Genomic DNA, 14,074 nt, shown 5'->3' with positions numbered 1-14,074 from the left:
GGACACTTTTCACCATGATCATGGGGAAACTGCTGAGCGCTCTCGGGGCGGTGGCACTAGCGGTCGGGCTGATGGCGCCCGCGTCGGCGGACGAGTCGGCCCGCCGGGCGGCCAGCCTCACGATGACCATCAACGGCGGGTACGACTCCTACGTCGGCGGCCAGGGCCTCACGCTGGACGGCCAGCTGCCGAAGGCAGGCAAGCGCAAGATCTGGCTCGAGCGGCACATGAACCGCCCCGGTGACGGCTGGACCAAGGTCGAGGACCTGCCCTACCGCGGCACGACCGAGGCCGACGGGTCGTTCTCGATGGAGATCCGCGCGCCCGACATGGTGGGGCTCAGCTACCGCGTCCGCGGCGCGAAGGGCGGGGGTGTCACGCCGGGCGTGACCTTCCACCCGGGCTCCCAGGACGTGACGCTGGAGGTCCTCGACCCGCTGGACGTCGGAGGTCTCACCGTCGTCGCCGACACCACGCCCGACCACGTGTACGGCCGGCCCGACCTCCGGAACCTGCCGGTCTTCGTGGGCCGCGAGCTCACCCTGCAGGAGCAGGTGAGCCCGACCGACTGGGAGACGCTCTCGACCACGCTCGTCCTGCGCGACGGCCATGGGTACTTCCCGCCCTTCCGCGAGACCACCGGGGAGCACGTCTACCGGGTGCGCATGGAGGACTGGACCCAGGACGGCAGCGACATCGGCTGGCAGGCCTCGTTCCCGACCCACGTCGAGGTCGGCGGCCTCCCGATCCGCAACGAGCCCGCGCAGGCCGCCCAGGCGGGGTCCGGCCCGACGCCCGCGCCCGAGCGCTCCGGGGTCACCGGCACCGCCGCGCAGCGGTACCAGTGGTACCCCGTGCTCTTCGGCTTCGACTGGGAGGAGGGCCAGGACCTCGACAGCCCGCCAAAGAACGGTGTGAAGAAGGGTCGCTGGATCCAGTACACCGACGGCGCCGGCCGGGCCGGCAAGCACAACGGGCAGCTCCGTCTCGACAGCGGGCGCCGGCTGACCCGGGCCGCCCACGGTGACTTCGGCACCACGAGGGCCACGCTCGCCGGCAACGCCGACGCCTACGGTCGCTGGGAGACCCGGATGCGGATCAAGACCTTCGAGGCGGGGTCTAAGAACTACGACATCGTGCTGGAGCTGGTGCCGGAGAAGGCGTCCGACTACGACTGCGGCCGCCAGAACATCACCGTCGCCCGGTACGACGGCGCGGCCTCGCAGATGACCTTCGGCGTCAACGCGAAGACCACCCGCTGGACCAAGACGATCCAGGCGCCGTCGCTGGCGGGCAACATCCCGGCGTTCGCCGTCGAGGTCGCCGCCGACCACATCTCGTGGTTCGTCAACGGCCAGGTGGTCGGGGTCGTGCGGAGCAAGGCCGCCGTGTCCGACGTACCGATGACGATGCGGTTCAGCCTGGTCGGCGACCGGTCCGAGCACAAGAACACGAGCATGTACTCCGACTGGCAGCGCCACTTCGGCATCGGCCGGGGCACCCAGGTCAAGGACGGCCCGTCGCTGGCCAAGTCGGCCCTGACCGGCTGCGTCGACCGCCGCTGAGTGGGTCGCCACTGGGATAGTCCCTGACGTTCGCGGGGTCGGGAGCTCCCAAACCCCGATTTCGCTAGGGACTACCCCAGCTGTCCGGCGCGTTGACCTATCCCGCGCCGCAAGCACGAACGGCGCCGCACTGTCGTGCGGCGCCGTTCGTCTGTGGCGGAGGTAGGGGGATTCGAACCCCCCGAGATCAGCCGAGCGCGTTGACCCAACCCGCGCAGCGAGCACGAACGGCGCCGCACTGTCGTGCGGCGCCGTTCGTCTGTGGCGGTCCAACTGACAGAACAATGGAATCAATCGCCCTGGGACCAGGTCGGGGAGCTGGTCGCGAGTGGAGTGCCTGACGCAGAGGTGTCCGCCGTTCGTAGAGCGGCCCAGCCCATCCAGCGGCAGCATCGGTTGCACCCGGAGCAAGTGGCCTCGCTCGTGGCGGACTATCAGGCTGGTGAGTCGATCCAGGCACTGGGACGGAAGTATCAGGTACGGCATGAGACTGCTCGTCGTTGGCTGGTGGTCAACGGACTTGAGATTCGGCCGGCGGCACCGGGGTTCCCCGTAGAGCGGACCGCAGAAGCTGTGGCGCTACGGAGCGCCGGGTGGTCGTGGAGCCAGCTGGGGCTGCACTTCGGGTGCAGTCATACGTCGGCACGGCGAGCAGTGAGGAGGGCTACGAAAAAATTTCCCGGACCGGCGACCCGGCGTCGGGAGCCTGACTCCGCACCCGCAGGTCGGGCTGTCGGCGATGGGGTCTAGCCTTATGTGGGTCACTTGCTCGAAGATCACAACAGGCACGACGGTCACTGCTAGGTTCTGGCGCGTGGCTGGCCAAGGAAAGACGCCTGCGCGCTCGTCAGCGCCCAGGCCGATCCAAGGTCAGATCGAGTCGGCTCCCGCTAGCAATCGACCGTTCGAGTTGCTTGAAGTGGAGTCAACCTATGAGGTCGTGGACGATGTGATGCATCGGTATACCCGCCGCGACGTCGCTCGCCTTCGTTATGACGCTCGGTTCTACGAACGTCGCTACCGGTGGACCGGTTCTCCCACGCGGGTGATCGAGCCCGAGGTTCTCAGTTCGTCGGGCGCAGTCCGCCATAAGCTCCACGGACCTGTGTTGCGTGAGGGCGACGACGCGTTGTTCCTCGTGGACTTGGGTCAGACGTTGGCAGCCAATCGGAAGGTCGAGATCTCCACGCGCAACCAGTTGCTGGACGAGGGCGGGACCTTTCAGCCATATCTCCGTCATCGGATCAGTGCATCCACCGGCGCGCTCACTCTGCGCATACGGATCCCACCCGAGACCTTCGTCAATGTCAGTCCATTCGTCATGAACGCCAACACCAGCGCTCGACACTCGATTCCAAAGAAGCTGGAGATAATCGAAGAAGAAAAGTCTTCCGGCGCGTTTGCCTTCCGCATAGAAAAGCCGCGAGTAGGGTACGTGTACGGAATCGAGTGGTTGTAGACATACGGTATCGACTTTCGTACAATATTCAACAGAAAGGATGCTACAAGAACCATGGGTGATTCCTGAATCCAAAAGTCCGGAGTGTAAGTGTACTTCCAATACGAAACCGTGAGGGCAAGCGGCTACTTTCGCCGCCTTTCCTCACGGTTTCGTATTGGTGACCATGTCTCCATTGTTGCTGTTGCACACATGGTCGAGAACTCGCGGCACTTTCTACCAGCCTTGGACACGGTCGCGAACCTTGTGCTCATGCTTCCGAAGCCGAATACGGCATCCGCTCAAATAAGAAGCGAACTCGAAGCGAAATACACTTCGCGCGACCTCGACCGCGTGTGGACGTCTGACCCTGAGGTCGTTGTCGATGAACTTGAGTCCCGCACCGTCGGCCAGTTTGCCATCGTCGATATCGGCGGCTACTTCGCCCCCACGCTTTCTTCGATCTCAGACCACTTCGGCGACAGGTTTCTAGGCGTAATGGAGGGCACCGAAAACGGCCTCGCGAAATATCGGCGGCTCCCAGATCTCGCGGTGCCCGTGTTCACCGTCGCGGACAGTAGGCTCAAGTACCCCGAAAACCATCTGGTTGGTGTGAGTGTGGTCCACTCGATCGAGTCTGTCGTCCGGGAGGCCGCTGAGGTCCTGCAGAATAAGCGCGCCTGCGTTATCGGATTCGGCAAAGTCGGGCGGAGTGTGGCTGAAGCGTTGAGGGGTCGCGGTGTTCCCGTGACCATCTTTGACACTGCCGCGGTCGCGATGGCGGAGGCGGCGGCCAGAGGATTCGTGGTTCAGCGAACGCTTGAGGCGGCCCTGCGGCGCGCGGACCTGGTGGTCGGAGCTACCGGAAACAAGTCGCTCAACTACGACGCTCTCGCGAGCATGAATCCGGGCACCATGATCGCGACTGTCACGTCCGGTGACGACGAGTTCGATCCCGCTGCTCTGTCGGCTGGGTGGCGTATTCGTCATCACACCACCTCTGGGGGCACGCCAATCACTGAGTACTCGAACCGGAGCACGCATGTGTACGTGCTCAACGACGCACACACGATCAACTTCCTCCACGGCGCCGTGATTGGGCCCGCCATCCAGCTAATTGAGGGCGAGAAGTTGGCCGCGGTCCATGCTCTATGTGTGCATGAGCAGTCCCCAGGGATTCGACACGTCGAGGAAGCAATCCGAGAAGAGATCGCTGGGATCTGGCTCGACCACTTCCTCACCGACGCCCCCTGATCAGGCCAGGAATGTGCGTCGACGTCCGGCGGTGCAGTGAGGCCGCGTGGCGCAGGTCCGAGAGCCCGGAAAGGCGTCGTTGATGACGGACACTAGTTCCTCGGTGATCGCATCGTTGAGTCCTATGGAGTCGCTTCGGCTGAGGCTGGCTGCCGCGTCGTGGCTGCGACCTTCTAACTGCGGCCAGGCCCGCTCTTGGAGATGCAGCCCGCGCCTGGCAGCGTGGCGGGCATGCGGAGTCGCAACTCATGGGCGTCCTCGCCTGCGCGTCGGCAGATCATGCAGTCGAATAGGCGGCGGGATACCAAGCCGGAGCTCGCTGTGCGTCGGCTCCTTCATGCGGCCGGCATGCGGTATCGGGTCGACGTCGCGCCGGTGCCGGGCTTGCGCCGTCGGGCGGACATCCTGTTCTCGCGAGATCGGATCGCAGTCTTCATCGATGGCTGCTTCTGGCACGGCTGCCCCGAACACGGTCCGACGAGGTTCGATACCAATGCTGACTACTGGGTGCCGAAGATCGCCGAGAACCGTGCCCGAGACCTGGATACGTCGGCGCGCTTCGAAGCTGCGGGATGGACCGTGCTCCGGTTCTGGGCGCACACCGCTCCGTCCTCCGCTGCCGAGACGGTGATCGCGGCCGTCAAGCGGGAGCGCGCGCAGCGAGAGCAGGCGTAGCAGGAATCAGCGATCACACTGCAACCATGGTGTAGCCTTCATCACGGTAATAGCCACCTGCTCGTGCCGCCCTGGCTAAAGCGGGTCTCTCTGCGACATAGGTCGTCGAGGCGCCCGGAGGTCATGGTCACGGTTCGACCGGAGGGGCCTTTGTCGTCTCTGGACACCTTTCAGGGGCGGCACGTACCCGCCGATCGGCTGGCACGGGCTCGATTGACCCTAGGAGGTCATCGTGACCCGTAACTCGAATCGCACGTCCACTGCCAAGTCGTCCAGCACGGTTCTGAAGCCGCTCAGCGAGCCCGAGCTCGCGCCGCCGGTCAGTCGCATCGAAGGACGTCCTCTTCGCCCCGAGCCGTTCCGGCCCGAGTCCGGCCGTCCCGCCGAGGCTGACGGAAAGCCGCTCACGAAGCTCGGCTGGCGGTTCCGCGAGGTCTTCGCCAAGTATCACAAGGTGGAAGAGGACGAGGTCGACCTCGGCCTGGTCCGCCAGGTGGAGGCGCTCAACGCCGACACCGACAAGAACCTGGCCGCCCTCTCGGCCGTGCAGGCGAAGCGCACCGAGCACGGCGTCCTGCACTACGTCCGCGTCATCGTGAACACGCCGATGCTCGCTCCGTGGCTCCTCAACGGTCGTGCGCTCCGCCGCATGGGCGCCGAGCTGCGGGGCGCGAGCCGCGTCGTCACCACGGCGACCGACCACCCGGTCCTGTCGCTGCCCACGATGCAGGTCGACGGCCCGGAGACGGTGCTGGACATCATCGCCGCACAGCGCCGCCTGCTCGGGTTGGAGTCGTACACGTCCACCGGTGGCAAGAAGGAGAAGCGCGACCGGGTCGACAGCATCGTGCAGTTCGGCGTCCTCGAGCCGCCGGACGTGGTGCTGGTCCAGCTCTGCTCGGACAACGGTTCGGCGTGGGTGCCGCAGGCCGCCGAGGGCGCGCAGCGTTTGTTCTCGGCGCTGGTCGGGATGGACCAGCTGGCGAGCCGCAGCGTCGGTCTGCTGGCCGCCGAGCACTGGCTCAAGGGTGAGCCGGGCCTGCGTGACCTCACGCCGGCCGACCTGGAGAGGCTGACCGGCGAGCTGACCTTCCCGGCGTCGGCAGCCGCGGGCTACTTCCCGGGCCGCGACACCAAGCTCTGGCTGGAGACAACGGCGACGGACGTCCCGGCGGCGGTCGCCTTCCAGCTCCTGCGCACGGTGGACATCAACCTGATCATCGCCGTCGAGCCCGACCCCCAGGTCACCATCGGCGAGCACAACCCCGTCTCCAGCACGATCCAGGAGATGATCCGCTCGTACCACGTCCCCGGGAAGGCGAAGGACCAGTGGGACCTCGCCGACGTCCAGGGCCTGATCGCCATCGGGGCGATCGATGAGCTGCTGAAGGACGGCCGGATCACCGAGGCGGACCGGTCGGCCTGGCTCGGCGAGACGCTAGCGGACTGGCAGTCGGACGGCGACGACGGTGAGAACCGGCTCGTCACCGTGGCGCAGCTGGTCGCGACGCTGACGGCCCAGAAGGCGGCGCTCCCGGCCAGCGGCACGGGCGAGGACTCGCTGGAGATCGTCAACCGTCACCTCCGCCTCAACGGGCAGAGGGTGCACACCGACGACCGCGCCAAGGTCGCGGCCGCGCAGGCGATCGTGGCGCTCGGCGTGAACGGGACGGGTAAGGAGAACACGATCCAGGCGGCGATCTTCGGTGCCTTCCACGCGCCCTGGTTCTGGAAGGCCGACGAGCACGCCGGTGGCAGCTGGCCGGCGCTACTGACCACGCCCATCCAGGAGCTCACCCAGAAGGCGCTGGCCGAGGCGAAGGGCGCGACGGACGCCGACAGCTGCGGACCGGCGCAGCGGGCGCTGGCTGCGCTCGGTGGCCTGGCGCTGATGTCGAACACGGGTCTGCTGGCTGAGGACAAGGCGCTCACCCGGACGGCGCGTGGTGGTGGCGGCAAGGCCGTCAACGTCAAGGCGAGCGACCCGAACGTGCTGCTGGCCGCGATGGTGCGCGAGGAGCGCGGCATCCACCAGCTGCACGACGCCGTGATTGCCCTGACGGCGAACTCGCAGCCGACGATCCCGCTCGACCGCGAGGACGACCACGAGCTCGACGAGTTCTACCTGCGCGAGCTCTGGCTGGGCGAGTCGTCCACGAAGAAGGAGGACAACCCGCTCTCCGAGTTCGCGCGGCTGGTCAAGGAGCTGACCGAGGTCATCACCGAGGGCTCGAACCAGGCCGACTTCCTGCGCGACGCGCTGCCCGGTGACATCCTTGGCATCGACCGCGCGGACGACGACGACCCCGAGCTGTGGGACGAGGCGATCTACGAGCGGATCGGCGTCAACGAGCAGACGGCGGACGACGCGCTGCCGGCGCTGCAGAAGCTGGTCGAGTTCTTCACGACCGGCAAGGCCTACGCGCGGGCCGCTGCTCGGGCCACCCGGTGACCACTGCTCCTGGACCCGGTGCACCCAGCGCAGGCTGGGTGCACCGGGAGAGCGGTTACCTGGTCGTGGCGCCGCCAGCAGAGATGCCGGGGGCAACGTGGCGCACCCTGGAGCAGGAGCTCATCCTGCACGCAGACGCGGTGGTCAGGGAGGGTAGAGGGCTGTCCGTACCTGTGCACCAGGCCCACCGGCTCGCGGAGGCCCTCCAGCGTCCGTGGCCTGCGGGCCGGTGGCCGTGGGAGTGGAGCGCAGCGGCAGCAACGACCTCCGAGCGGGCGGCCGAGCTGCACGACGCCTACCTGCGGGTGCTGGAGAGTCAGGATCCGACGCCGGAGGAGATCGCGACGGTCCAGGCCGAACTGACGGCTGGTGGGTTCTCGCGGACGCTGCTACCCGCGCAGGAGGGTGCTGTTACGTCGCTGGTCCGGGCGCAGGGCGGCGGCAACTTCTCGGTCCCCGGCAGCGGTAAGACCACCATGACCTTCGCGGTGTACATCGCGCTCAAGGAGCGCGGGGTGGTCGACCGGATGCTCGTCGTCGCCCCGCAGAGCGCGTACGAGGCCTGGGAGGAGGAGGGCCGGGACTGCTTCGAGCCGGATCGGCGTCCATCCATCGAGCTTGCGCCGCGGACGCCTCGGCGAAGCACTGAGGTCGTGGTCGTCAACTACGAGCGGGCGGCCCAGGGCTCCATGCGCGCCGCGATCGACGGGTGGTCTCGCGGCCATCGTCTGTTGGTGGTGTTCGACGAGGCTCACCGCGCCAAGCGAGGCAGCCGGGGCGAGCACGGTCGGGGTGCTTTGGACCTGGCCGAGCTCGCCACGCGGCGTCTCGTACTGACGGGCACCCCGATGCCAAACGGCATCGAGGACTTGGAGGCAATGCTGGACCTGGCCTGGCCGGGGCACGGACGCCAGTTGGCGAGTCCGGTGACTCCGGGCGGCGACCGGTCGTGGGTCCGCATCACCAAGGACGAGCTGGGGCTGGAGCCTGCTGAGGTCACCATTGTCCCGGTGCCCCTCGATGAGAACCACTGGCGCATCTACCAGGCCGTCACGACGGGCATGGGCGAGGCAGTGGACGAGCTTCGAGCGAGCCCCGAGTTTGCGAGCACCGCGATAGCGCGGCTCGTCGCGGCTGCCTCTAACCCGGCGCTGCTGCTGGAGGAGGGGGCCGACCGATTGGTGGACTGGGCAGGCAGCCTCCCGAGCGGCGAGCGGCCTCTCGTCGAGCTGCTCGACGGCCTGGTGAGCGCCGTGCGTCCGGCGAAGCTGCTGGCGGCGGCTGCCATCGCCCGGGAGCATGCTGTGCGAGGGGAGAAGCTCCTGATCTGGACGAACTTCATCGGGAACGTGCGCGAGCTGGAGCGGCTCCTCAAGCCGTACAACCCGGCGGTGATCACGGGATCGGTGGTACGTGACGATCCCGCCGCAGAGACCGATCGTGTGCGCGAGCTGCACAAGTTCCGCGAGGATCCGACTTGCACGGTGCTGATCGCGACGCCGCAGACGCTCGGCGAGGGTGTCAGTTTGCACCACGTCTGCCAGTTGCAGGTGCACGTCGATCGCACCTTCAACGCCGGGCTGTTCCTTCAATCGCTTGACCGCACGCACCGCGTCGGCATGCCGCCTGGGACGACCGCGAAGGTGATCCTTCTGGTCGCTCCCGACACGATCGACCAGGCGATCCACGCCTCGCTGAACCGCAAGCTGATCGGGATGGAGGAGAAGCTGCGCGACCCGACCCTCCGGCGTCTGACGCAGCCGGAGGCCGGGAGCCGCGCCCTCGGGCCGGAGGAGTTGGCGGCGCTCGTCGAGCACCTCCGATGACCCGTTGGAGGGTGTGGACGGCGACTCGAGTTTTCGGGTGAAACTGGCTACTGTTCACCCATATGGGCCAGTCGACCGAACTTCACGAGCTGCGGCAGACGTCTCGCCCGGAGTTCGAGGTCGGCCAGATGTCGTTCACCCTCGTGGATCTTTTCGCGGGCTGCGGCGGGCTGACCCTGGGGACGGCCCAGGCCGCCAACGAGAAGGGGATCGCGACCGACGTTCGGCTGGCAGTCGACTTGGAGCAGTCGGCGACCGACGTCTACGCCGAGAACTTCAAGAAGGCCACCGTCGAGACGGCCTCGATCGATGACTTCTTCAACGGCGAGCTCGGCGCCCGCCTGACCGCCCTGGAGAAGCGCACCCGAGAGAAGGTCGGTGAGCTCCATCTGCTGGTCGGCGGCCCGCCGTGCCAGGGCCACAGCGACCTCAACAACCACACCCGCCGCGACGATCCGAAGAATGCACTCTACGCGCGAATGGCTCGCGCGGCGGAGGTGTTGCGACCGAACTTCGTACTGATCGAGAACGTGCCGACCGTGCGCAACGACATCGCCGATGTGGTCGGCACAACGCGGGCGCAGCTTGAGTCGAAGAAGTACGTCGTCGCCGATGCCACCGTGTCGCTTCACGCGCTCGGCGTGCCGCAGCGCCGGAAGCGACACATCATGCTCGCGTCGAGGGTTAAGGCCGTGGATCCGGTTGCCGTGCTCAAGGCGATCACGGAGCGAAAGCCTGAGCCGACGAGGAACTTGCGGTGGGCAATCGGCGATCTTGAGACGATCGCTGACCCCACCGGCTACGACGTACCGCCGCGGGCGAGTGCCGAGAACGTGCGCCGAATGCAGTACCTGCTCGACAAGCAGCGGTACGACCTGCCGAACGAGGAACGTCCCAAGTGCCACCGGGATAACCACAGTTACAAGTCCATGTATGGGCGGCTCAACTGGACGCTTCCGGCGCAGACGATCACGAGTGGCTTCGGCAGCATCGGGCAAGGGCGCTACATGCACCCCAGCCGCACCCGTGCGTTGACCCCGCACGAGGCCGCCCGCCTGCAGGGCTTCCCGGACTACTTCGACTTCTCGGCAGTCACTCGTCGAGCCGACCTCGCCACCATGATCGGGAACGCCGTGCCTCCGGCACTCGCGCGCGAGATCGTCGCTCAGCTGCTGCCTGGCGTCATCGCGACGTAGCGCCACGGCGGATCGTAGCCGCAGCCGCGACAGGGCCATCTCAGCGTGTGCAGTTCAGGCATCCTCCGTCGTGTCCGACGAAGTTGTCGGTGCCAGGGCGCAAACTGTGCGCCGAGGTGATGACCATGTTTCCGGAAGCCCCGGTTATTGGAACGAGCGACCTGCCGGCCGCCGCTACATTCTGGATGCCAAGCCCGGTTGAGATCAGCGAGGAAGGCTTCGGCTTCTTTCGCGACACCTGGCTGATCCGGAACGTCTCCGTTGGCGACGCACGGGAGATCATCTCGATCGAGTGGCGCATGGCCGAAGTGGTCGGTCGGCTCGCCAAGGACGGGGACGACTTCGAGCGCCTCGCCGGCATCGCCGAGTCTGCCGCCCTCGATGATCCCGCCGAAGAGGTGTCCGCCGAGGAGCTCCATGCGCTTGCGGAGGTCGTGTCCGACATACCGGAGCTCTGTGGGCTTGAGCTGGGAGTCGCCGGCCTCGTACACGCGCTGGCTTCTGTACAAGTTCTTCCAGCGGCCAGTTGCCGGAGTCATCCTGAGCGAAGCTGGTCAGACGCTCCGGTGGTGCTGTTCGCGGCCACCGAGTTCCGTGCAAGGGCACTGCAGCCGCTGGTCGAGGAGACCGGATGCACGTTCGGCATCGACGCGGCCAGGCCGAACCTGCTCGTTGTTAGAGGACGGTCGATAGAGAACACGATGGCGCTTGCGGATGCCGTCGTCGAGAACCGGAAGAGCTTTGTCCAGCCTCGGGTATCGAGTTCGCCACGACGCGATCCGAGCCCGAGTTCTACGCAGGAGCAGTTGTTCTGACCGAGCGTGCGACGTCGAGGGCCGACGCGGTTATAGATCCTCGATGCCAGTGGCCTTCCGCCACTCATCCCTGGTGGCATCGCGCGAGGCTTCGAGCTGCTGCAGTATTGCGAGGATCTCCTCGCCGCTGTACCCGGCCGCGTCGACCTTTTCGCCGGTGATCGTGAAGCGCTTCTTGTCGTGGCGGTGGAGCACTACCTCAAGCACCTTGGCGACCGCCGGAAGCGCCGCGGTGACCGCACCGATGTAGAGGATGGTCTTTGGCTTCCCGGAGGGGTCCGCGTGCCCCATGCCGCTGCTCACCTCTAGGCCGGCCTCCTCAAGAGCGGCACGCAGTTCGGCGGCAGCCTCAGGGTTGACCAGCAGCTCGAAGGAGTCGTCCGTAGGGACGCCCAGGGCGACATCTAGATCGATGGTCATGCGGAAAGGATGCCCGACCTTCGAATCGCTGCGTGGAGTCCTGCATCCTGAACACGCAGAGCGCGCCAGTTGCCCGCTCACTTGGTACTCAGACACCGCCGAATCGCACAAGGTCGTAAGCGGAATGTCGGTGCGCACCGTCACGATGGGGCGCATGCTCATCACGCCACTAGTCGGCAGCGACCGCGCCTCCCTCCTGCAACAGCTCGTGCAGGTTGAGACCGACCTCAAGAACATCCGCGGCCGCGCGCCCGGGGCCGCTGACCTCTTCAACGAGTACCTGCGCTGGGCGAACGAGGCTGTCCGCATGTTGCGGCACAGCTTGCGCGAGGCAGATCTTGAGCGGCTGGTGCTGACCAAGCGCTACTGGACCATCCAGGCGATGGCTACTGGGCCGGTCGACATGGCGCGCAACCTGGTCGAGGTTGAGATCGATGACCGGACAACCCTGTTCGAACTGGCCCTCCAGACGACCAGGACAGAGTTCAAGCGCTGGGATGAGCGTGGCCGCATGGTTGTGGCCGACACGTCGTTCTTCCACCAGCACTCCGACAAGCTCGACGAGACCGACCTCTCGAAGGTGATTGGCAGTCGCGAGGCACCGATCAGCTTGGTGGTCCCCATGGTGATCATCGACGAGCTCGAGAGACAGAAGAACGCCTCGCAGAAAGAACTTCGTTGGCGCTCTGGCGTGACGCTGGCCGTCATCGAACGAGTTGCCGGCCATAGCGGATCTGGACGTCTTCGCGAGGCGGACTTCTCGGCCCTCGAGCGCGGCGAGATCCCGAGCGGCGAGCACTGGATCGATATCCTCTTCGACCTACCCGGCCACGTGCGGCTGTCCATCAACGACGACGAGATCGTCGATCGTGCTCTGGCCGTGCAGCTGCTGTCAGCAAAGCCAGTGACGTTCCTGACTTACGACACCAACCAGGCGCTGCGGGCGCGGCATGCAGGACTCGAGAGCGTCCTCAAGTTGCGGAAGGACAAGAGCGACTCGGCAGACGGCTAGGAACCGGCCCGCCTCACGCCAGTTTCAGCGCTTCCAGGCTCAGGCCGACGGCGATCCGCCAGTCGTTTCTGTTGAGGCCATCCGCGGCAGCGCGATCAGGATCGTCTCGGAGGTGGTCAATCGGTTCGAAGGTGCCCTCGCCAGTGCTCCCCCAGATCGCCACCTCACCGTCCGGATCTTCGCGCGCCTCGGCCAGCAAGGATTGGATGTCTTCATGACGCACGCTGCGGATGCCAGCCGTGACCCACGACGGCAGTAGCACTGCCTGCGGCCACGAAGCAGCTCCGCATTCTTCGAGTCGCTTCCAAAGTGTCCGCCACGGGATCGCCAGATGACGTAGGCCGTCAGACCACACCGGCTTCTGGGGTCGGCCGGCCTTGAACGTAGTCGTGACCAGGTCCGCGTCGACTTTGCCGCCAGCCTTGAACGCGGCCATCTGCGTACTCAGGATCTTGGCGACCTGGGCCGCGGGGAGCGCCACCATCCAGTTCGCGAACCACCAGGGCTTGAGAGAGATCGCGTCTACCCTCGAGAACCCAACTTCTGACGTCGCGATCCCTACCGCCGCCGTCGCGTCCTTGAGCGTGTCAGTCCAGCGAGGCATCGGGAAGACGTAGAACGGCTGCTGCCAGTGCGGCAGAGCGAGGTAGTGATCAAGTTGTTTCAGGTCGATCTTGACCCGATGGACGTCACCCTTCTTGTTCAGCGTGGTCGTCTTGAGCTCCAGCTGCAAAGCCTTGCCGGGAACGGCGGGAAGACTTCCGACGTAGATGTCCTCGCCGCTCGCTGGCCACCAGAGCGAGGCCTTCGAGCGGTACCGATAGGTCAGATAGATGCTCGCCCAATGTTCGAGCGTCTTCTCTGGGACTGACACGACCATGCGCCGAAACCTAGCCCGTCCCTACGTTGGCCGCAGAGTTCCCACGGAATGGCCTACGACGGTGGACCTGTCGACGTAGACGCGTTCGCTGTCCCGTTCCAGATCCAGTTCGGTGAATCGCCGTCGGCGTGGGTCGCGAGTGATGAACCTTGCGTCAGGATTGCCGCGTCGATATCCCACGTCCCGCCCACCGGCGAGAAGGTGCTGGTGATGACGTGAAGGACCAAGAGTTGGACATCCTGGGAGGTCGCTGGCGCCGTGCCACAGACAGAAACTCGAGCCCAGGTACCAGCCGTGGCTGAGGTTGAAGCCCAGAGGCGGACCAGGGCCAGGTCACACTCGAATTGAGCCATTGCGGGGCGGCGGCAAGCCGCGATGTGGGCACCTGGGGCGGTGCCTGCGAGTAGCTAACGACAGAGTTGAAGATCCTGCTTATGTTCTGACTTCCATTTGGCATACCCCCACCCGTTTCGGATGTTGTGGAATTGGCTACGAGCTGCGAAGGACGCCGACCTCAATGGCGCGCTCCCGGAACGTCCTC

General features: G+C 66.0%; 11 protein-coding genes. 9 read left to right on the top strand and 2 right to left on the bottom strand.

Annotation, left to right across the window (positions count from 1 at the left end; all coding sequences use genetic code 11):
- The first annotated feature begins 14 nt into the window (after positions 1–14).
- The 8 genes from ACYQ0U_RS17920 (at position 15) to ACYQ0U_RS17885 (ending at position 11,221) form a co-directional block, all read left to right on the top strand.
- On the top strand, positions 15–1,565 hold the full coding sequence (locus tag ACYQ0U_RS17920) for a hypothetical protein (protein WP_459975244.1): 1,551 nt from the start codon (positions 15–17) through the stop codon (positions 1,563–1,565).
- A gap of 814 nt (positions 1,566–2,379) precedes the next feature.
- Complete coding sequence (locus tag ACYQ0U_RS17915; RefSeq protein ID WP_459975243.1) at positions 2,380–3,024, top strand: hypothetical protein; 645 nt, start codon at positions 2,380–2,382, stop codon at positions 3,022–3,024.
- 192 nt (positions 3,025–3,216) lie between these two features.
- The gene (locus ACYQ0U_RS17910; RefSeq protein ID WP_459975242.1) at positions 3,217–4,257 is read left to right on the top strand and encodes an NAD(P)-dependent oxidoreductase; all 1,041 of its coding nucleotides are present in this window, start codon (positions 3,217–3,219) and stop codon (positions 4,255–4,257) included.
- Positions 4,258–4,458: 201 nt separating this feature from the next.
- Entirely contained in the window at positions 4,459–4,932 is a 474-nt protein-coding gene (locus ACYQ0U_RS17905; protein WP_459975293.1) for a very short patch repair endonuclease, read from the top strand.
- A gap of 232 nt (positions 4,933–5,164) precedes the next feature.
- Positions 5,165–7,384 (top strand): hypothetical protein, encoded by a 2,220-nt coding sequence (locus tag ACYQ0U_RS17900; protein WP_459975241.1) that lies wholly within the window; start codon positions 5,165–5,167, stop codon positions 7,382–7,384.
- Between the two features lie 38 nt (positions 7,385–7,422).
- A complete protein-coding gene (locus tag ACYQ0U_RS17895) occupies positions 7,423–9,210 on the top strand; it encodes an SNF2-related protein (RefSeq protein ID WP_459975240.1) in 1,788 nt (595 codons plus the stop codon).
- Positions 9,211–9,272: 62 nt separating this feature from the next.
- Positions 9,273–10,406: a DNA cytosine methyltransferase gene (locus ACYQ0U_RS17890; protein WP_459975239.1), complete on the top strand. Its 1,134-nt coding sequence runs from the start codon at positions 9,273–9,275 to the stop codon at positions 10,404–10,406.
- 125 nt (positions 10,407–10,531) lie between these two features.
- Positions 10,532–11,221 carry a hypothetical protein gene (locus ACYQ0U_RS17885; protein WP_459975238.1) on the top strand — a complete coding sequence of 230 codons (690 nt, stop codon included), beginning with the start codon at positions 10,532–10,534 and terminating at the stop codon, positions 11,219–11,221.
- 30 nt (positions 11,222–11,251) lie between these two features.
- Here the strand turns inward: ACYQ0U_RS17885 and ACYQ0U_RS17880 are convergent, their stop codons facing one another.
- Entirely contained in the window at positions 11,252–11,641 is a 390-nt protein-coding gene (locus ACYQ0U_RS17880) for a hypothetical protein (protein ID WP_459975237.1), read from the bottom strand.
- Between the two features lie 130 nt (positions 11,642–11,771).
- Between ACYQ0U_RS17880 and ACYQ0U_RS17875 the strand changes: the two genes are divergently transcribed.
- Positions 11,772–12,653 (top strand): PIN domain-containing protein, encoded by an 882-nt coding sequence (locus ACYQ0U_RS17875; protein ID WP_459975236.1) that lies wholly within the window; start codon positions 11,772–11,774, stop codon positions 12,651–12,653.
- A 13-nt stretch (positions 12,654–12,666) separates the two neighbouring features.
- Here ACYQ0U_RS17875 and ACYQ0U_RS17870 read toward each other — a convergent pair whose 3' ends face one another.
- Positions 12,667–13,533, bottom strand: a complete 867-nt coding sequence (locus ACYQ0U_RS17870; RefSeq protein WP_459975235.1) for a hypothetical protein — start codon at positions 13,531–13,533, stop codon at positions 12,667–12,669.
- Positions 13,534–14,074 lie beyond the last annotated feature (541 nt).

Source organism: Nocardioides pyridinolyticus (genome assembly GCF_054653575.1).
The sequence above is the reverse complement of the archived record's forward strand: the minus strand, read 5'-3'. Positions and strand labels throughout refer to the sequence as shown.